Source organism: Agrobacterium sp. AGB01, from assembly GCF_014851585.1.
Lineage (GTDB): Bacteria > Pseudomonadota > Alphaproteobacteria > Rhizobiales > Rhizobiaceae > Agrobacterium.
On record NZ_JACVAB010000002.1, the window covers coordinates 141,720 to 161,606 of the forward strand.

Here is a 19,887-nt window from a genome sequence, read left to right on the forward strand (position 1 = left end):
TTATCCCTGTTTGAAATTTTGATTCCCGTCAAATCGAACTGATTGGTTCGATGCCCTCTTGATATGTGTTATGAAAAGCTTTATGTCAATCGAACCGAACGGTTCAGTTCAATAAAATTATATCCTACATGGTGGTGAGCACATGTCTGCCCAGAACACAGGCGCGGTACGCGCGGTCAATACAAATGAGGGCGCAGATGAAACGGCGCGTAAAGATGATGCGGTAGAAATCACATCGCAGACACCCGCGCCGCCACAGGATGCGCCACAGCAGAAGAAGGCAAAGCGTCGCTCGCCTATTTTGCCTGTGTTGGCAATTGCCGTGCTGGCTGGTGCCGGCTGGTATGGTTACCAGTGGTGGACGGATGGTCGTTTCCTCGTCTCAACCGATGATGCTTATATCGAAGGTGACATTGCGATCATTTCGCCAAAGGTTTCCGGTTACGTGAACAAGGTCCACGTCGTCGACAATCAGGAAGTCAAGGCTGGTGATCCGCTGGTCACTCTGGATGATGGCGATTATCGGATCGCGCTTGAACAAGCCGAGGCGCAGGTTCGTACCCAGGAGCTGTCGCTGTCGCGTATCGATGCACAGCTTGCCGGTGCCAAGGCTGCTCTGCAGCAGGCCGAAGCACAGAAGGGTGCGCTTGACGCAGCACTGCGCGGCGCGGAAATCAACCAGAAGCGCGCCAACGAGTTGCAAGCCAAGGATGTTGGCACGGTTGCCTCTGCAGATAATGCACAGGTTGCGCTTGATCAGGCTGCCGCAAATGCTGTTGCCGGTGCGGCAAGCATCGAATCAGCCAAAGCCAATATCTCACTGCTCGCAGCGCAGAGAAACGAAGCTGAAAGCACCATCCGTTCGCTGGTTCTGGCGAAGGACAAGGCTCAACGTGACCTTAGCTTTACAGTGTTGAAGGCGCCGTATGATGGTGTCATCGGCAATGTGGCTGTTCAGGTGGGCGATCTCGTCTCAACCGGCAAGCGGCTTGCAGCCCTGGTGCCAATGAATGACCTCTACATTGATGCGAACTTTAAGGAAACGCAGATCGCCAAAGTCGAGCCGGGTTCCAAGGTGCGTATCCATGTGGATGCACTCGGCAAGCAGGATATTATCGGCACGGTCCAGTCGATCTCGCCGGCTTCCGGCTCGGTGTTTTCCATGCTGCCACCTGAAAATGCCACCGGTAACTTCACCAAGGTTATCCAGCGCGTGCCTGTTCGTATAGCTTTCTCGGCCGAAGATCTTGCCAAGCATAATCTTCGTGCCGGTTTGAGTGTCGTCGTGGACGTGGATACACGCACTGCACCTGACAACAATGCGGTAGCGCAGAAGTAAGCGCGAAAGGCTCGCATCATGACGGAAGCGGTCATCCGAGGCGGCAATGCAGTTGCCGCGTCCGATCCCCCCATGGATAAAAAGCGGCTCATCGCCTTCTTTGCCATGGTCGTGGGCATGTTCATGTCCATTCTGGACATCCAGATTGTGTCTGCCTCCCTCGCGGAAATCCAAGCTGGCCTTGGCGCCGGCTCGGATGAAATCGCCTGGGTGCAGACGTCCTACCTGATCGCTGAAGTTATCATGATCCCGCTGTCGGGCACGCTGGCGCGTATCCTGTCAACGCGTGTGCTGTTCAGCATGTGTGCGGCAGGTTTCACCCTGTCGAGCGCATTGTGCGCCACGGCCACCAATATCGACCAGATGATCGTGTACCGCGCCATTCAGGGCTTTATTGGCGGTGGCATGATCCCTTCGGTGTTTGCGGCAGCTTTCACCATTTTTCCGCCGTCCAAGCGTAGCATCGTGTCGCCGATCATTGGTCTGGTGGCAACACTTGCGCCCACCATCGGTCCGACGGTGGGTGGTTATCTCAGCCACGCCATGTCCTGGCACTGGCTGTTCCTCGTCAACGTTGTGCCGGGTATCATCGTCACATTGCTGACTTGGAGCCTGATCGACTTCGACAGGCCAGAAAAGTCGCTTTGGAAGAAGTTTGACTGGTGGGGTCTGCTGGCTATGGGCGTGTTCCTCGGCTCGCTGGAATACGTGCTCGAGGAAGGCAACAACAAGGACTGGTTCAACGATGAACATATCGTTGTCGGTTCGATTGCCATGACCATCGGTGCGGTTGTATTTTTCTGGAGAGCTTTCAAGGTCGAATTCCCGATCGTGGATTTGCGGGCCTTCATGGACCGAAACTTTTCGATTGGTTCACTGTTCTCATTCGTGATGGGGGTTGGCCTTTACGGTCTGACCTATCTTTACCCGCTCTATCTCGGACGTATCCGTGGTTACGACTCGCTGATGATCGGTGAGACGATGTTCGTGTCCGGTCTTGCAATGTTCTTCACGGCGCCAGTTGCCGGCATGCTGTCCAACAAGCTCGATCCGCGTGTGATGATGGGTATTGGCTTCCTCGGATTTGCCACTGGCACCTACATGATGACCGGCATCACCTCGGACTGGGATTTCTACGAGCTGCTTGTTCCGCAGATCCTGCGCGGTTGCTCGCTGATGATGTGCATGGTTCCGATCAACAACATTGCTCTTGGCACGTTGCCGCCGCAGCGTATCAAAAACGCGTCAGGCCTGTTCAACCTCACCCGTAACCTCGGTGGTGCGGTTGGTCTGGCCATAATCAACACCATGCTGACACAGCGCACCGATGAACATTATGCGCGTCTGTCGGAGCATGTTAACTTCAAAAATCCGGAAGCCCTGGACTGGTTGAGCAGTGTAGGTGCGAACTATGACAGCTATGGTCTGGATGGCGCTTCAGTCGCTTTCAAGAAGCTGGCGGGCATGGTAACGCAACAGGCATGGCTACTGTCATTCGCCGATGTGTTTATGGCCTTGACGGTGCTGTTCTGCTTCCTGGTGACGCTGACGTTGCTGATCCGCAAGCCATCTGCTGCACCGCCTGCGGGCAGCGGCCACTAACGATTTTCCCTATCCACCGCCGAGGCCGCCAGAAATGGCGGCCTTTTTCATTTTGCGTTTAAAGATGATTGCCCCCGTCTGCTATTTTTTGATTTACGTACCTCAAATTTGGGAATAGAAGGGCTGTCGGAGGACGGAAATGAAGCCAACAGTTCACGACATTGCTGCGAAGGCGGGTGTGAGCCTTGCCACGGTTGACCGTGTGGTCAACCTCCGTTCCGGTGTACGGGAAGTGACCAAGGCGCGTGTGGAAGCAGCCATCGCCGAGCTGGGTTATGTGCGTGATGTTGCCGCTGCCAATCTGGCGCGCAGCCGCGTTTATCCACTGGTTTTCATTTTGCCAAACAATGACAACTCCTTCATGCAGGCATTGCGGGATGAGGTGCGTGCAGCGATTTCGCGTGGCCCTTCGGAACGCGCCGAAATTACGCTGCTTGAAATTCCCCCATTTGATGCGGCCGCACTTGTGGCTGCGCTGGAAACCGCGCGGGCCGACATGCCGGCCGGTGTTGCGTTTGTTGCCGTTGAGGGTGATGCGGTGCGTCAGGCGGTTGCGGCACTGTCGGATGACGGCATAGCGACGGTGACCCTTGTTTCGGATCTCTCCGGTTCAAAACGCGACCACTATGCCGGTGTCGACAACATTGCTGCTGGCAAGACGGCGGCCAGTCTGCTTGGGCGTTTTGCCAATCCGTCGGCCAACAAGATTGCTGTGCTGGCCGGTTCGCTGATGGTGCGCGATCACCGTGAACGCGTCGACGGTTTCATGTCGGTGATGGGATCAGAGTTTCCGCAGCTGGAAATTCTACCGGTTCTCGAAGGGCGTGATGATGTCGCGACGGTTGAAACGCTGGTGCGCGATACACTTGCCCAACATGCGGATATTGGCGGTATTTACAGCCTCGGTGCCGGTAACAGGGGTCTTATCCGGGCGTTGGAAAACCTGCCGCAATCGCGTGGCAGACCGGCGGTCATTGCCCACGAGCTGAGCACCCACACCACTGCGGCGCTCAAGGCCGGGCTTATCGATGCCGTACTCAATCAGGATGCCGGGCATGAGGTGCGTAGCAGCATTCGTGTGCTCAAGGCCAAGGCTGACAAGGTAGGAGTGATTGCGGCACAAGAGCGCATTCGCCTCGACATATTCATGCGAGATAATTTGCCGTGATTGCAGATCCTTCTCACCGTATTTTCATGGAGGAATAACATGTATCTTGGTCTCGATTTGGGGACGTCTGGCGTCAAGGCGCTGCTGATTGATGGCAACCAGCGCATTATCGGTTCTGCCAATGGCGCACTTGAGGTGTCCCGGCCTCATTCCGGTTGGTCGGAGCAGAACCCTGCGGACTGGATCAAGGCAAGTGAAACGGCAATTGCCGGACTGAAGGCCTCCCATGCCAAGGAGCTTGCTGCCGTGAAGGGCATTGGCCTGTCCGGGCAAATGCATGGTGCAACCCTTGTTGATGCGGCCGGTGCGGTGCTTCGTCCCTGCATTCTATGGAACGATACGCGCTCTTATGCCGAGGCAGCGAAGCTGGATGCAGACCCAAGGTTTCGCAAACTGACCGGTAACATCGTGTTCCCGGGCTTTACCGCGCCAAAGCTGGCATGGGTTGCCAAACATGAACCGGAGATTTTTGCAAAAGTCGCCAAGGTTTTGCTGCCAAAGGATTATTTGCGTCTCTGGCTGACCGGTGAATATATCTCCGAAATGTCGGATTCTGCCGGAACGTCCTGGCTCGATACCGGTGCCCGCAAGTGGTCGGCAGAATTGCTGGATGCGACTGGACTTAACGAAAGCCACATGCCTTCGCTGGTGGAAGGTACTGAGCAGGCCGGTAAACTGCGCGGCGAGCTGGCGTCTGCTTGGGGCATGAGCGATGTCGTGATTGCCGGTGGCGCGGGTGACAATGCTGCATCGGCTTGCGGCATGGGTACGGTGTCGGAAGGCGCTGCTTTCGTTTCGCTGGGGACATCCGGCGTATTGTTTGCGGCCAACAGCAGTTATCTGCCCAAGCCTGAAAGTGCCGTACATGCATTTTGCCACGCCTTGCCAAATACCTGGCACCAGATGGGCGTTATCCTGTCGGCAACCGATGCCCTCAACTGGTATTCCGGCATTGCAGGCAAATCTGCAGCCGAACTGACCACAGAGCTGGGCAACAACCTTAAGGCACCAAGCGGCGTGACATTTGCACCTTATCTGTCTGGTGAGCGCACACCACACAATGACGCGGTCATTCGCGGTGCCTTTATCGGTCTTGGTCATGAAAGTGACCGTTCAGTTCTGACGCAGGCGGTGCTTGAAGGTGTCAGCTTTGCCATCCGTGACAATCTGGAAGCGTTGAAATCGGCTGGTACAAGCATCTCGCGCGTCACGGCCATTGGCGGCGGTTCACGTTCGGAATACTGGCTGGCATCGATTGCAACGGCCCTTGATGTGCCGGTTGATATTCCCGCCGATGGTGATTTTGGTGCTGCCTTCGGTGCCGCACGTCTTGGCCTTATTGCGGCCACGGGCGCCGACCCGGTTGCCGTGTGCACGGCGCCGCAGACTGCCAGAACCATCGAGCCTGTCTCGGCACTTAGCGGTGCCTACGATGCTGCCTATCAGCGTTACCGCGAGCTCTACCCAGCCATTCGCCAACTCGCGCACTAACATCCCGTTTTCTTCCGGCGCAAGCCGGGGGTCCACTTTCATTGACAGAGGTTAGATTTTCAGGAGGAATACCCATGTCGACAGGCTTTTTTGGTGACATCACCAAAATAAAATATGAAGGACCGGACAGCACAAATCCGCTGGCGTTTCGTCATTACAATGCGGACGAGATCGTGGCTGGCAAACGCATGGAAGATCACCTGCGTTTTGCGGTGGCCTACTGGCACACATTCACATGGCCAGGTGGGGATCCGTTCGGTGGCCAGACATTTGAGCGCCCATGGTTTTCCGATACAATGGATGCGGCAAAACTGAAGGCTGATGTTGCCTTTGAGTTCTTCTCGCTGCTGGGTACACCGTTTTATTGCTTCCACGATGCGGACGTTCGCCCGGAAGGTAATAGCTTTGCGGAGAACACCCGTAACCTCAACGAGATCGTTGACCACTTCGAGAAGAAGCAGGCGGAAACTGGCGTCAAGCTTTTGTGGGGTACTGCCAACCTGTTCTCTCACCGCCGTTACATGTCGGGCGCTTCGACCAATCCGGATCCGGATGTGTTTGCATTCTCGGCTGCGACCGTCAAAACCTGCCTCGATGCTACCAAGCGACTGGGCGGTGCCAACTATGTTCTGTGGGGCGGACGCGAGGGGTATGAAACCCTGCTGAATACCGACCTGTCGCGCGAACTTGACCAGATGGGCCGCTTCCTGAACCTTGTTGTCGAATACAAGTACAAGATTGGTTTTGAAGGCACGATCCTGATCGAGCCGAAGCCGCAGGAGCCAACCAAACATCAGTATGATTATGATGTCGCAACGGTTTACGCCTTCCTGCAGCGTCATGGCCTGGAAAAGGAAGTCAAGGTCAACATTGAGCAGGGTCACGCGATCCTTGCGGGCCATTCCTTCGAGCACGAACTGGCCATGGCAAACGCCTTCGGCATTTTCGGCTCCATCGACATGAACCGCAATGATTACCAGTCCGGCTGGGATACCGACCAGTTCCCGAACAACGTGCCGGAAATGGCGCTGGCCTATTATCATGTTCTGGCCGGTGGTGGCTTCCAGAACGGCGGCACCAACTTCGATTCCAAGCTGCGTCGCCAGTCGCTTGATCCGGCTGATCTTCTGATCGGTCATATCGGCGGCATTGATTGCTGCGCCCGTGGCCTGAAGGCTGCTGCCAAGATGATTGAAGATGGCGCGCTGTCGAAGCCGCTTTCGGACCGTTATTCAAAGTGGGATTCTCCTTCGGCGCAAAAGATGCTGCGTGGCGAGTTGAAGTTGGATGACATCGCAGCTCTGGTTGAGCGTGACAATATCAATCCTCAGCCGAAGTCGGGTCGTCAGGAATATCTCGAAAATGTCGTAAATCGTTACGTTTAAAACGGCCGAAAAGCTTTATGTAAAAAAGCTGATGAAAGGCGGGGATCAAACCCCGCCTTTTCTGTTGCTAACTCGCTGCATTTGCACCAAATCCCTGTCGTAAAAGTTTTGTATGATTTAACTGAAACGTTGCAGTAGGCGATGATTTGCTTTTATACCTAGCAAACACCTGTCCAGGGCAGGACAAAAACCCGATACTCAACGGGCCAAATTATTCAGGAGGAGACGGAATGATCGATCCCAAGGTGCTTGCAACACGCTTTCCCGGTGATTTTCTGTTTGGTGTCGCAACGGCATCCTTCCAGATTGAAGGAGCATCCAAGGCTGATGGTCGCAAACCTTCGATTTGGGATGCTTTTTGCAACATGCCCGGACGTGTTTATGGTCGCCACAATGGTGACGTTGCCTGCGATCATTACAACCGTCTGGATGCCGATCTCGATCTCATAAAAAATATGGGTGTCGAGGCATATCGCTTCTCTATTGCATGGCCACGCATCATTCCTGATGGCACCGGTCCGATCAATGAAAGAGGTCTGGATTTTTATGACCGTCTGGTTGACGGCTGCAAGGCGAGGGGCATTAAGACCTATGCCACACTTTACCACTGGGATCTGCCGTTGACCCTGATGGGTGATGGCGGCTGGACGGCGCGTTCCACCGCCTATGCCTTCCAGCGCTACACCCGCACTGTGATGGAACGCTTGGGCGACCGGCTGGACGCTGTTGCCACATTTAACGAGCCATGGTGCTCGGTGTGGCTTAGCCATCTCTATGGCATTCACGCGCCTGGTGAACGCAACATGGACGCCGCACTGGCGGCGATGCATTACACCAATCTTGCCCACGGCCTTGGCGTACAGACCTGCCGGGATGTTGCACCCAACGTGCCGGTTGGTCTGGTGCTGAACGCACATTCGGTCATTGCTGCTTCCGACAGTGCTGCGGACAAGGCCGCAGCCGAGCGGGCATTCCAGTTCCATAATGGTGTGTTTTTTGGCCCTGTGTTCAAGGGTGAATATCCCTCGGATTTCGTTGAGGCGTTGGGTGACCGCATGCCGAGTGTCGAAGAGGGCGATCTCACCATCATCAACCAGAAACTCGATTGGTGGGGATTGAATTATTACACACCAATGCGGGTTGCCGCTGATCCAAATCCTTCAGCTGAATTCCCAGCCACGGTTGAAGCACCTTTCGTCAACGATGTGACGACCGATATCGGGTGGGAGGTCTATGCTCCGGCCCTGCATTCGTTGGTAGAGGAGCTTTATCGCCGTTATGAATTGCCCGATTGCTACATCACCGAGAACGGTGCCTGCTACAATATGGGTGTTGAAAATGGTGAGGTCGATGACCAGCCGCGCCTTGATTATTACGTTAACCACTTGTCGGTGGTTGCCGATCTGATCAAGGACGGTTACCCGATGCGTGGTTATTTTGCCTGGAGCCTAATGGACAATTTTGAATGGGCGCAGGGTTATCGCATGCGTTTTGGCCTTGTGCATGTCGATTATGACACTCAGGTCCGGACCGTCAAAAAAAGCGGCAAATGGTACTCGTCGCTGGCGGCCGAATTTCCGAAGGGCAATCACAAAAAGGCTGCCTCGTAGTTTTGGGTGGTTACGTTGCGATGTCTGCTTGCAGTTGTGGACTGGCGCCCTATGTGTAGCGGGTTTCAAAATGAAACCTGCACGCTTGCCTGATGGCAGCGTCAGTGATCCTCCCAAGGAGACTACTTTGCTTATTGAAAAACTGAACTGGCGTTATGCCACCAAAAAGATGGACCCGTCCAAGCCGGTAACGGAAGACAAGGTTGCCCGTATTTTGGAGGCGGCCCGTCTTGCTCCAACATCAAGCGGCTTGCAGCCGTTTGAACTTATCGTCGTTACCAATCCGGAAGTGCGTGCGAAGATCCAGGAAATCGCCTGGAACCAGGCTCAGATTACCGATGGTTCCCACCTTCTGGTTTTTGCAGCGTGGGACAACTATACCGCTGAGCGCATCAACGGCATGTTCGATCTCGTCAATGCAGAGCGCGGCATCAAGAACGAAGGTTGGGAGAACTATCGCCAGATGCTCCTGAACATGTATCCCCCGCGCGATGCTCAGGTGAACTTCGAACACGCTGCACGTCAGGCCTATATCGGGTTCGGCATGGCGCTTGCTCAGGCTGCGTTCGAAGGCGTGGATTCGACACCAATGGAAGGTTTCGATCCGGACAAGCTGGATGAGATTTTGGGCCTGCGTGAGAAGGGTCTGCGCTCGGTTACCATCCTTCCGCTTGGCTACCGCAAGGAAGATGGTGATTGGCTGGTGAACCTCAAAAAGGTTCGTCGCCCGAACGATCAGTTCATTTCTTCGGTAAAGTAATCACTTTACGGCCAGAACTGCGGAAAATTTTCCTGAAACTGCCTTTTAGTTGAAAAATTTTCCCTGTCAAAAGGTGTCGCATACAGGCATGTTTGGGGCACCTAAGAAAGTCGATAACGACTTTGGTGTGAAAGCAGAATAAAATGACACGGACTATGTGCTGTAACCGAATGTGCTTCGTGATTGCGTAACGACACGCACTGAATGCACGGGTGACTTATCTTGCGAGCATCGTTGATGCTGTGAAAATGGCGCGATAGACACCAGAAACGCAGAATCCTTTATTTCAGCCGGAATTGATTTAAAGAGATACGCACAACAGACATTATCCGTAGAGTTATCCATGAGTTTCCAATTGACAGCGGGCGGCACCGCTCAGCAACCACCAGCACATGCTGATGCCATGGTTGTGTTTGAAAATGTCACCAAACGTTTTGGCGGCCAAAACGGCGAATCGGCGTTTACGGCGCTTGGCGGTGTGGACCTTTCTGTTCCACGCGGCTCCATTACCGGCATCATCGGGCGCTCAGGCGCTGGTAAATCCACACTGATCCGGCTCGTCAACGGCCTGGAGACGCTGACATCCGGTCGCGTTCTGGTCGATGGCGTTGATGTTGGCGGGTTGGATGAACAGGGTCTGCGCCAGTTGCGACGCTCGATCGGCATGATCTTCCAGCATTTCAACCTGTTGGCTTCGCGCACCGCTTACGACAACGTGGCCCTGCCGCTGGAGATTGCCGGTGTCAGCCGCCAGGATATCAAAAAGAAAGTTCAGCCTCTGCTTGAACTTGTCGGGCTTGGCGATAAAGCCAACCGCTATCCGGCGGAACTGTCCGGCGGTCAAAAGCAGCGTGTCGGTATTGCCCGCGCTTTGGCAACCGAACCCAAGCTGTTGCTATCCGATGAAGCAACCTCGGCGCTGGATCCTGAGACCACCCAGTCCATTCTTGAACTTCTCCAGAAGATCAATTCGGAACTGAACCTTACGGTGCTTCTCATCACCCATGAAATGGAAGTGGTGAAAACAATTGCGTCGCAGGTTGCCGTTATCGACAAGGGTCTGATTGTCGAAAGCGGTCGCACCTTTGATGTGTTTACGGCTGCAAAGCATGAAACCACCCGCAGCCTGCTGTCATCTTCGATCGGTGCAAAACTGCCTGAATGGATCAGCGGTGTACTGAAACCGCAGCCGGACATTGGTGATCGCGTTCTGGTACGATTGATTTTCTTTGGTGCGACAGCCTTCCAGCCGCTGACGGCAAGACTGGTCAGCGAAATCGGTGCGGATGTGAATATTCTGGCCGGCACGATCGAGGAAATTGCAGGCGAACCATTTGGTTCACTGGTGGTTTCCTATCCCGCAACACCTGAAACAATTTCCCGCGCTGACCGCCTTTATGCGGAAACCGGACTTGCCACGGAGGTGCTCGGCTATGTCGCCTGATATGCTCTTTGTCCTTCTATGGAAGGGACTTTTACAGACATTGCACATGGTGGCGATATCGGGCCTGGTCGGGTCGCTTGTTGGCCTGCCGATCGGCATCTTCCTCGCCACCAGCGGCAAAGGCGAGCTTTTTGAAGCGCCGATCACCAACCGTATCGTTGGTTTGATCGTCAATGCTGCCCGCTCGACGCCGTTCATCATTCTGGTGGTGGCCATCATTCCATTTACCCGCCTTGTTGCCGGTACCTCCATTGGCACTTCGGCAGCCATCGTTCCGCTCACGGTTGCGACCATTCCATTTGTCGCCCGTCTGGTGGAAGCAGCGATCCGTGAAGTCGACAAAGGTCTGGTGGAAGCGGCGCGCGCCATGGGTGCCACACCGGTGCAGATCGTTACCAAGGTTTTGCTGGCCGAAGCCAAGCCTGGCATTACGCTGGCGCTTACCCTGACCCTAGTCAGCCTGATCGGTTACTCGGCCATGGTCGGTGCTGTCGGTGGCGGTGGTCTTGGTGACCTTGGCATTCGCTATGGATATCAACGTTTTATGCCAGAAGTGATGCTTGCCGTTGTCGCAGTGCTGATCGTTCTGGTGCAGCTGGTTCAAAGTGCGGGTGACAGGCTTGCCCGCCATTTCGACAAGCGTAATCGTAAAAACTAACAAGCAATAACAATCTACCCCAAGGAGACTGACATGAAAAAATTGATTATCGCAGCTTCCCTCGCTGCCCTGTTTTCCACCGGCAGCGCGCTGGCTGAAACCATCAAGATCGGTGTAACGCCGGGCGAACACGCCAAGATCATGGAAGTGGTCAAGGAAGTGGCTGCCAAGAAGGATCTCGATCTCGAAATTCTTGAATTCTCTGATTACGTTGTTCCGAACCAGGCTCTGAACGATGGCGAACTGAACGCCAACTCCTTCCAGCACCAGCCATACCTCGACAACCAGGTTGCCGACCGCAAGTTCGACCTCGTCAGCGTTGGCACAACCATCACCACTCCAATGGGCGTTTACTCCAAGAAGGTAAAGAGCCTGGACGAACTGAAGGACGGCGCGACAATTGGCATTCCGAACGACCCGACCAATGGCGGCCGCGCTCTGCTGGTTCTGGCCTCGAAGGGCCTGATCAAGGTCAAGGAAGAAGCTGGTCTCAAGGTAACGCCAGCTGACGTTATCGAAAACCCGAAGAACCTGCAGTTTGCAGAATTGGATGCTGCCCAGCTTCCACGCGCGCTTGATGATACCGATGCTTCGGTCATCAACACCAACTACGCTTCGCAGGGTGGCCTTAATCCGAAGACCGATGCTATCGCTATTGAAAGCGAAAAGTCGCCTTATGCCAACATCATCGTTGTGCGCACTGCCGACAAGGACCAGCCATGGGTAAAAACTCTGGTTGAATCCTACCAGAGCCCGGAAGTGAAGGCTTACATCACCGAAGAATTCAAGGGCACGGTTATCCCTTCCTGGTAAGCTTTTTACCGCGAAATACCCTAGAGTTTATGGGCCTTCCTCGCAAAAGCGAGGGAGGCTTTTTATTGTCCGAAAAACTCCCCTTAGCCGACTACAGTTTCATACCTGTGTTTTTTTAGGGGGATGGCCGGTCACAGATTTAATATCTTTTGAATAATTTCCCCGGAAAGTGTTGTTTTCTCGAAGGGAATTGCATGCGGACCAAACCGCGAAACGTCGTGAATACATCGCAAAGAGAGTGGCGTCGCATCGTCACTGCTCTCCTTGCTGCTTTGGCCGTTATTGTAACAGTCGTCACGATGCTCGTTTTGTCCGCTCTGAACGACGTTGCCCAGAACACCAACAAGCTGGATGAGGAACGTTCACGCGAAACCATTACCGGTGCGTTGGAGACGTTTCAGGCTCAGTTGGGTGCAACGCTAAACGACTATGCCGCCTGGGACGATGCTGCCCAGTTCGTTTACGCCGCCAATGGTCACGACTGGGTTGTCAGCAACTACGGCGATATGACTGTCAACAGCGAGTTGTTTGATACGGCGCTGGTGATTGACGAAAATAACCGTGTTCAGATGTTTTATCAGTTCGGGCAGCCGGTTCTGCGTTCTCCGCAGGAACTGTTCCCGACCGGTCTGACAGAGCTGCTCAAGACTGTGCGGCAGATACCTTTCGGCCAGAACCCAGAGACGACCGGCTTTGTCCAATCGGACCGCGGCATTACCGTTGTCGGCGCAGCACTCATCCGCCCCAAGATGGCACTTGACGTTCCCGCTGGTGAGACACGTCGTTATCTGGTGTTCGCCCGTCATCTGGACACCGCCAAGATCAAGCGTCTGTCGAAAACCTATGTTGTCGATGGTCTGCAATTGCGTAAAGCCAACTTTGACGCTCGCTACTTCGTGAACATCTTCAGTCCGCAAGGTGAGGTGCTTGGCAAATTGACCTGGCGTTCGCGTGCACCCGGTGATGTCAGCTTCCGTGAGGTGCGCCCGACTGTTCTCCTGGCTGTGGTTATTGCCGGCCTGTTTTTCCTGACGCTGTTTTTTGTCGGCTCAAAAATTATTGGCCGTATCAAGACTGATGAGGCGCATGCCAAGGAAGAGGCGCTGCGGGATCGTCTCAGCGGCCTTTACAACCGCGCCGGACTATTCCAGCGTCTTGAGCAGATGGTTGCCAAAGCCCGCCTGGGGTCCGATGACGTCAACCTTCTCTATCTCGATCTGGATGGTTTCAAGGAAGTCAACGATTCCTACGGACACGGAACGGGTGATCGTCTGATCAAGGGCGTTGCTGCTGGCCTGAAGATGCTTGTGCCGCAAGACGCGGTTCTTGCGCGTTTGGGCGGCGATGAATTTGCTGTTGCCATCAACGGTCCCTATTCTAAGCAGCAGTGCCTTGATCTCTGTGAGGCCTGTCTGTTGCTGTTTTCCGAACCATTCGTGATTGGTGAGCGCGTCGCAACGATCGGCTGTAGCATTGGCGTTGCGACCTCCGAGCGCGGCGAGGTCGACGGCGAGGAATTGCTGAGACGCGCCGATATGGCGATGTATGAAGCCAAAGAAAATGGCCGCGGTCGCTGGGTTTCCTATCATGAGCAGTTGGATACCGAACGTGAAGACCGCAACATGCTGGAAGCGGATTTGCGTCGTGCCATTGAAAAAGACGAATTGACGGTCGTTTTTCAGCCTGTCGTCAGTGCAAAAAGCCGCCGCATCACGGGGGTTGAGGCCCTGGTGCGCTGGAACCGTGACGGGCACGGTCCTGTGTCTCCGGAGGTGTTTATTCCGGTCGCGGAAACCAGCGGTCTTATCGACCAGTTGGGTCTAATCGTGTTGCGCAAAGCCTGCATGACCGCCCGACGCTGGCCAGAGATCAAACTGTCGGTGAATATCTCTCCGGTTCAGTTCAGAAATCCGTCCTTCTCAACCTCTGTGCATGATGTGTTGCGTCAAACCCAGATGGAGCCGGAGCGGCTACGCTTGGAGATGACAGAAGGCTATTTCATCCAGCATCCTGAACGTGCCAGCTTTGTCATCGAGAAGCTGAAGGCTCTTGGCGTTCAGATTGCGCTGGATGATTTTGGCGCAGGTTTTGCCAGTGTCGGATATCTGCGTCGTTTCGGTTTTAATAGAATGAAGATTGATCGCTCTCTGGTGGCGGCTCTGGAGAATGGTGGCCGTTCGCTTGACATGCTCGAAGCGACCGTAGCGTTGGCGCGCTCGCTGGAAATTCCTGTCACGGCCGAAGGCGTGGAAAGCGTCGAGCAGGCATCCATTCTGCAATTGTGCGGTTGCGACGAATTGCAGGGATATCTGTTCTCAAAGCCGGTTTCGCCGGAAGAGGTGACTTTGCTGTTGGAACGCCAGAAGGCAACCTTGCCCCGTGATGAGCAAAGGGCATTTGGCTGAGCGGCTTTGCGTGTATTCAGCCTACCTGTTTCCGGGACAATCAAATTCCAAAAGATAAGGGCACACTGACGTTCAAATCAGTATGCCCCAGCATTTTGATATAAGCCGTGTTGGCTTAGACTGGATCGGCTTAGCTGCCGATGTGTTTTTGACCGCGTTTCTTGGCCAGCATGATCTGCTGCTGACGGTCACGAAAACGCTGACGGTCTTCTTCCGTGCGTTCCTCATAACAACCCGGGCAAGATACGCCTTCCTCGAACATAGGAGACAGGCGAACGTCCGGGGTAATCGGATTGCGGCAGGCGTGGCAAAGCTGGTGGTTGCCTTCGGCCAGTCCGTGGGTCACCGAAACGCGCTCATCGAACACGAAACATGAGCCTTCCCAGAGGCTTTCTTCCTGCGGAATTTCTTCCAGATATTTCAGGATGCCGCCCTTGAGGTGGTAAACCTCTTCAAAACCCTGCTCTTTCATGAAGGCAGTGGCCTTCTCACAGCGAATGCCGCCAGTGCAATACATGGCGATTTTCGGCTTGTTGTGCAGGCCGGGATTGTTTTTCACCCAGTCTGGAAACTCGCGAAATGTCTTGGTGTTCGGATCGACAGCATCCTTGAAGATGCCGATTGCCGTTTCATAATCATTACGCGTATCGATCAGGATCGTCTCAGGATCCGAGATCAGCGCGTTCCAGTCCTTCGGGTCGACATAGGTGCCAACAATCTTCTTCGGATCGATATCCGGAACGCCCATGGTGACGATTTCTTTTTTCAGCTTCACCTTCATGCGCACGAACGGCATTTTGGAAGCGCGGCTTTCCTTGTGTTCCAGCGCGGAAAATTCCGGCTGCGAACGGATGAAAGCCAGAATTTTGGCAATGCCCTCGTCCGTCCCGGCAATCGTGCCGTTGATACCTTCATGGGCCAGCAGCAGCGTGCCCTTGATGCCATTTTCCTGGCAGGCGCGGAACAGCGTTTCGCGGAAGCTTTCAAACTGCGGAAAGCTTGCGAAATGATAAAGGGCAGCCACGAGAAATTCGCCAGTGGCTTCCGGGCGTGGAAGAATTGTTGTGTCGGTCATGGCGCTGAAATACAGCCAGACGGCACGCTACGCAATGCGGATTCGACGATTTTTACAGGGTTCAGGTGATTTTGAATTTTGTCAAATCCCTTGGTGTACAGGCATTCTCACGCAGCGCATGCCCGGTTCCAGAGTGACTTGATGGTCTTGCTTTCGGCGTCTGGGCGATCGCGGAAAACGAGCTCGGACAGCTCCAGAGATGTCTGTTCCAGCTTCTGCTGCTGGTTGATGATGGCGTCCAGCAACCGGGCCAGTGTATCGCCATTGCCGAAAATATCGGGTTCGCGATCTGCACAGGCGGCCAGCACCGAAAGGTCATTCTGGTGACCCAGCAGTTCGGCGAGAGTGGTGGCGTTCTTTTCCTTGGCCAGCATTGCGGAGGGCCAGATTTTTCGCAGCAAGGCGAGATACATGCGGTAGGTCTGGCAACATTTGCGCAGGTCGTGGAAAGCTTCCGCTTTCTCTCCCTTGCGGCATTCTTGCTGGGCAAGGGCGGCTTTTTTGCCATTTGTCAGCCAGGCCCTGGCAATGCCTTTGGCGATGCTGCGCCTGCTGTCAGGCAAGGACAGGCCCTGCACGGCGATCAGCGCTTTTTCGCACTCGGCTATGGCAGCGTTTATGACGCCAGAGAGATCACCTTCTTCGTTGTAAATGCGATCACGTCTTTGCGTCAGCGCGGCGCGTGCCATATCAAGTGCTTCGGCTTCTGCGGCGGAACGAGCGTGCTGGTGAAGGTAATTGATGTTTTCAACCAGAGCGGCGGCATCGCGTGCACCGGAAAGCGAGCGGGCAACGTCACGCAAGCGGGCATTTTCCGTTTTGAAGAAACCAGGGGCCAGCGGCCTGATCAGCCGGTAGAGGCCACGCAGACGCTTGAACTTCTTGCGTGCCTCATGAATGGCTTCGTGGCGATCGCCAGTCGTCTCGGACAAAATGGCAATGGCGTCTGCCAGCAGCGCACTGCCAAGTTTGCGCACCTCTTCCGCAAATGGTTTTGCAGGATCAAGACGATACGACATCCGGCAGTTCCCCGAGCAGGTTTTCCGTGGCCAGATATTGGTTCGAGTACCGTTTGTCGCCGGTCACTTCACGGCCCAGCCATGTTGGCAGGTCGGGATTGTCGTCGACCGATGTCAGTTCCACTTCGGCAACGACCAGACCGCCATATACACCTTCGAAGACATCAACTTCCCAGGTGAAGTTGTTGTGCTCGACAAGGTGGCGGGTTTTCTGGATGACATTGCCAATGGCGGTTCCGATCATCTCCTGCGCATCGCCAAGCGCTATCGAATATTCATATTCGTCGCGTACAAGACTGCTGGCGCCAATCTTGATCGTTAGTGTGGCGTCTTCATCGTTGACGATGCGTACGCGGACTGAGCGGTTTTCTGTTGAAACGACATATCCTTGACGGAAGGTCATGCTGGAGGACACGTCGGTTTTCCATCCATCGCCCGAAACGAGAAATTTGCGTTCTATTTCTTTTGCCATGCAAGCCCATGTCCAATTTTGTGGCACACTATCTCATGGTTTCATTTGGAAAAAGCAATTTGCCTGAAATATTTGCTTTAGTCTCGACAGGACAATCACGACGCGATAATTCATCACCTGTAATTCAATCGTTTCATATCTGGGAGGCACCATAATGGCGCAGGACTCTGAAAAACTTCTTTCCATCCTGAAACTTCAGCCGGTTGTGCCTGTTCTGATTGTTGACAGCGTTGCCTCTGCCGTCCCGCTGGCCCGTGCACTGGTTGCCGGTGGTTTGAAGGCCATCGAAATCACCATGCGCACACCTGCGGCGCTTGATGCCGTGCGGGCCGTTGCCGCAGAAGTTGAAGGCGCGCATGTCGGCGCCGGCACCATTCTCAATGCTCGGGATTTCGACGCGGCTGTTGAAGCTGGTTCGACATTTATCGTCAGCCCAGGCGTTAACAGAAGCGTTCTGGATGCTGCCAAAAATTCCAAGGTTCCGTTGCTGCCAGGTGCTGCAACCGCCAGCGAAGTCATGGCGCTGCGCGATGAAGGTTACAAGGTCTTGAAGTTCTTCCCGGCCGAGCAAGCTGGTGGCGCACCTTACCTCAAGGCACTGTCTTCGCCGCTGGCGGGCACCTTCTTCTGCCCGACCGGTAGCATTTCGCTGAAGAACGCCAATGACTATCTGTCATTGCCAAACGTTGTTTGCGTTGGCGGTTCCTGGGTTGCACCGCGTGAACTGGTGGCAACTGGCGACTGGGCTGGCATTACCAAGCTTGCAGCAGAAGCAGCGGCTCTCGCCGTCTAATCAGATAGCAAGACCAGAATTTTCGCAAAGCAGTGTGATACCCGTCACGCTGCTTTTTTTGTTATTTGTATTTGGCTATTGCCGTTCCTATCTCCAGTAACGAGTTTGATCGATACAGGAGATTTTGATGTTCGACGCCAAGAAGCTTCTTGAACAATTCCTTGGTTCCCAGGTGCCGGGACTTTCAGGGACTGTTCGTGACAGAGCAGGTCAGGCTGCCGATATCGCCAAGAACAACCCGCTGAAAACCGGCGCACTTGCCGCAGCTATTCTTGGCACAAAGACCGGCCGCAAGCTGGCGGGCAACGCTGCAACCGTGGGTGGTATCGCTGCCATTGCCGGTCTTGGTTATCTCGCATATCAGAATTACAAATCCGGACAGGCGCCGCAGAACGCACCGCAGCCTGAGCCGACAACCGAACTTCTGCCGCCACCGGCAGATTCGCCCTTCCACCCTCAGGCGGCAACACTGTCCAATGACTTTGCCCTGACGCTGGTGCAGGCGATGATTGCTGCCGCCAAGGCTGACGGTCACATTGATGCCGGTGAACGCGTGCGTATCATGGAAAAGGTACAGATTTCCGGCCTAGATACCGAAGCTGAACGGTTCATTGAAAAAGAGTTGGCTGAACCGCTCGATCTCGATGCACTGGTGGCCGCTGCCAAGACCGAAGAGCAGAAGGTGGAGCTTTATACGGCGTCGCGCTTGACTATTGATCCAGATACACGCGCAGAACGCGGTTATCTTGACCTGTTGGCCGGCCGACTTGGCTTGCCGGATGCGCTGGTCGACCACATCGAAGCCACGGTTTCTGCAGCAAAGGCCTGACAAGATTTCGGTGGGGTTGCGCGTTAGGTGGCAACCCTGCTGCCGGATATGCTGTTGTTTTTGAGCAATGACTAGCCTACATCTTTTCTCAACAAAATGGTGAGGAAAAGAATGCGCGATCTTGCTGATTTCAAGGGATGTCCGGCTCCAAAACCGGTGACGCTTAACGGACGGTATGTCACCGCACAGCCATTTGATCGCACCGCACATCTGCAGAAACTGTGGGATGCTCTCGGCGGTTTGGAAACCAATGCCCTTTTGAAATATTTCCCGCAGCAAGCCTTCCCGAATGCCGATGCGTTTGGTGACTGGATCGAAGGCGCGCGGCAGAAACTCGGCTGGGTCACTTTGGTATTTACCGAAAATGCCGGCGGTACCGTTGTTGGTATGGCAAGCTATATGCGGCCAGATCCTGCCAACGGGGTGATCGAGGTTGGTTCCGTGGCGCATGGCGCAGCGATGAAGCGTTCACCGCTTTCCACCGAAGTTCATTACCTGATGGCCAGACATGTGTTCGAGGATCTTGGTTATCGCCGCTACGAGTGGAAATGCCATAATGAAAACGAGCCAAGCAAGGTCACGGCGAGACGTTACGGCTTTACCTTTGAAGGTGTGTTCCGTCAGCACATGGTGTCAAAGGGTGCGAACCGTGATACCGCATGGTTTTCGATCATCGACAGCGAATGGCCTGTGATCCGTGATGCTTTTGAGGCATGGCTTGAGCCCGACAATTTTAACTCCGATGGCTCACAAAAACGCAAACTGGAAGATATTCGTGCGGGGATGTCCGCATGACCAGTGCTGATCCAAAAGAGCGTTCGCCGATATTTGCTGCTGCCGTGATTTTTGTTGGCGTTGCCCTGCTGTTTTTTGTGATGCCAAACATCATGCTGTGGCTGGCGGATTATTCACCCTGGCTGGCCGCGGCATTTGGCGCAGTCGCAGTGCTGTCATTCTTTCTTCTGTTCTGGTTGCGCGGGCGGTACCAGCGTCGCAAGGACCAGTCTGACACCTGACTGCGTGG

General features: G+C 54.5%; 18 protein-coding genes. 15 read left to right on the top strand and 3 right to left on the bottom strand.

Annotated elements, in window-relative coordinates:
* Positions 1-142 precede the first annotated feature (142 nt).
* The 11 genes from IB237_RS07460 to IB237_RS07510 all read left to right on the top strand — a co-directional run bounded on the left by IB237_RS07460 (position 143) and on the right by IB237_RS07510 (position 14,675).
* The gene (locus tag IB237_RS07460) at positions 143-1,339 is read left to right on the top strand and encodes an HlyD family secretion protein (protein ID WP_192488026.1); all 1,197 of its coding nucleotides are present in this window, start codon (positions 143-145) and stop codon (positions 1,337-1,339) included.
* 18 nt (positions 1,340-1,357) lie between these two features.
* On the top strand, positions 1,358-2,941 hold the full coding sequence (locus IB237_RS07465; RefSeq protein WP_210323862.1) for a DHA2 family efflux MFS transporter permease subunit: 1,584 nt from the start codon (positions 1,358-1,360) through the stop codon (positions 2,939-2,941).
* Positions 2,942-3,080: 139 nt separating this feature from the next.
* Positions 3,081-4,109 carry a LacI family DNA-binding transcriptional regulator gene (locus IB237_RS07470; RefSeq protein WP_192488027.1) on the top strand — a complete coding sequence of 343 codons (1,029 nt, stop codon included), beginning with the start codon at positions 3,081-3,083 and terminating at the stop codon, positions 4,107-4,109.
* Between the two features lie 39 nt (positions 4,110-4,148).
* Positions 4,149-5,600, top strand: coding sequence for a xylulokinase (xylB, locus tag IB237_RS07475; RefSeq protein WP_192488028.1), 1,452 nt, complete (start codon positions 4,149-4,151; stop codon positions 5,598-5,600).
* 74 nt (positions 5,601-5,674) lie between these two features.
* Positions 5,675-6,985 (top strand): xylose isomerase, encoded by a 1,311-nt coding sequence (gene xylA, locus IB237_RS07480; RefSeq protein ID WP_192488029.1) that lies wholly within the window; start codon positions 5,675-5,677, stop codon positions 6,983-6,985.
* Positions 6,986-7,215: 230 nt separating this feature from the next.
* Positions 7,216-8,595, top strand: a complete 1,380-nt coding sequence (locus tag IB237_RS07485; protein ID WP_192488030.1) for a GH1 family beta-glucosidase — start codon at positions 7,216-7,218, stop codon at positions 8,593-8,595.
* Positions 8,596-8,722: 127 nt separating this feature from the next.
* On the top strand, positions 8,723-9,355 hold the full coding sequence (locus IB237_RS07490) for an NAD(P)H-dependent oxidoreductase (protein WP_192488031.1): 633 nt from the start codon (positions 8,723-8,725) through the stop codon (positions 9,353-9,355).
* 343 nt (positions 9,356-9,698) lie between these two features.
* Positions 9,699-10,799: a methionine ABC transporter ATP-binding protein gene (locus IB237_RS07495; RefSeq protein WP_371815266.1), complete on the top strand. Its 1,101-nt coding sequence runs from the start codon at positions 9,699-9,701 to the stop codon at positions 10,797-10,799.
* Entirely contained in the window at positions 10,789-11,457 is a 669-nt protein-coding gene (locus IB237_RS07500) for a methionine ABC transporter permease (RefSeq protein ID WP_192488032.1), read from the top strand. Before IB237_RS07495 ends, IB237_RS07500 begins: the two co-directional genes overlap by 11 nt.
* 33 nt (positions 11,458-11,490) lie before the next feature.
* The gene (locus tag IB237_RS07505; RefSeq protein ID WP_192488033.1) at positions 11,491-12,270 is read left to right on the top strand and encodes a MetQ/NlpA family ABC transporter substrate-binding protein; all 780 of its coding nucleotides are present in this window, start codon (positions 11,491-11,493) and stop codon (positions 12,268-12,270) included.
* Positions 12,271-12,464: 194 nt separating this feature from the next.
* Positions 12,465-14,675, top strand: a complete 2,211-nt coding sequence (locus IB237_RS07510) for a bifunctional diguanylate cyclase/phosphodiesterase (RefSeq protein WP_192488034.1) — start codon at positions 12,465-12,467, stop codon at positions 14,673-14,675.
* 130 nt (positions 14,676-14,805) lie between these two features.
* Here IB237_RS07510 and IB237_RS07515 read toward each other — a convergent pair whose 3' ends face one another.
* From IB237_RS07515 to IB237_RS07525, 3 genes are all read right to left on the bottom strand, one after another.
* On the bottom strand, positions 14,806-15,750 hold the full coding sequence (locus IB237_RS07515; protein WP_192488035.1) for a rhodanese-related sulfurtransferase: 945 nt from the start codon (positions 15,748-15,750) through the stop codon (positions 14,806-14,808).
* A 107-nt stretch (positions 15,751-15,857) separates the two neighbouring features.
* Entirely contained in the window at positions 15,858-16,769 is a 912-nt protein-coding gene (locus tag IB237_RS07520) for a CHAD domain-containing protein (RefSeq protein ID WP_192488036.1), read from the bottom strand.
* Positions 16,753-17,241, bottom strand: coding sequence for a CYTH domain-containing protein (locus IB237_RS07525; RefSeq protein WP_192488037.1), 489 nt, complete (start codon positions 17,239-17,241; stop codon positions 16,753-16,755). Before IB237_RS07525 ends, IB237_RS07520 begins: the two co-directional genes overlap by 17 nt.
* A 154-nt stretch (positions 17,242-17,395) precedes the next feature.
* On the opposite strand from IB237_RS07525, the gene IB237_RS07530 reads away from it, so the two are divergent.
* From IB237_RS07530 to IB237_RS07545, 4 genes are all read left to right on the top strand, one after another.
* Positions 17,396-18,034 carry a 2-dehydro-3-deoxy-phosphogluconate aldolase gene (locus IB237_RS07530; protein ID WP_192488038.1) on the top strand — a complete coding sequence of 213 codons (639 nt, stop codon included), beginning with the start codon at positions 17,396-17,398 and terminating at the stop codon, positions 18,032-18,034.
* A gap of 127 nt (positions 18,035-18,161) precedes the next feature.
* The gene (locus tag IB237_RS07535; protein ID WP_192488039.1) at positions 18,162-18,863 is read left to right on the top strand and encodes a tellurite resistance TerB family protein; all 702 of its coding nucleotides are present in this window, start codon (positions 18,162-18,164) and stop codon (positions 18,861-18,863) included.
* A 111-nt stretch (positions 18,864-18,974) separates the two neighbouring features.
* Positions 18,975-19,658, top strand: a complete 684-nt coding sequence (locus IB237_RS07540) for a GNAT family N-acetyltransferase (protein WP_192488040.1) — start codon at positions 18,975-18,977, stop codon at positions 19,656-19,658.
* Positions 19,655-19,879 carry a hypothetical protein gene (locus IB237_RS07545; RefSeq protein ID WP_192488041.1) on the top strand — a complete coding sequence of 75 codons (225 nt, stop codon included), beginning with the start codon at positions 19,655-19,657 and terminating at the stop codon, positions 19,877-19,879. Before IB237_RS07540 ends, IB237_RS07545 begins: the two co-directional genes overlap by 4 nt.
* Positions 19,880-19,887 lie beyond the last annotated feature (8 nt).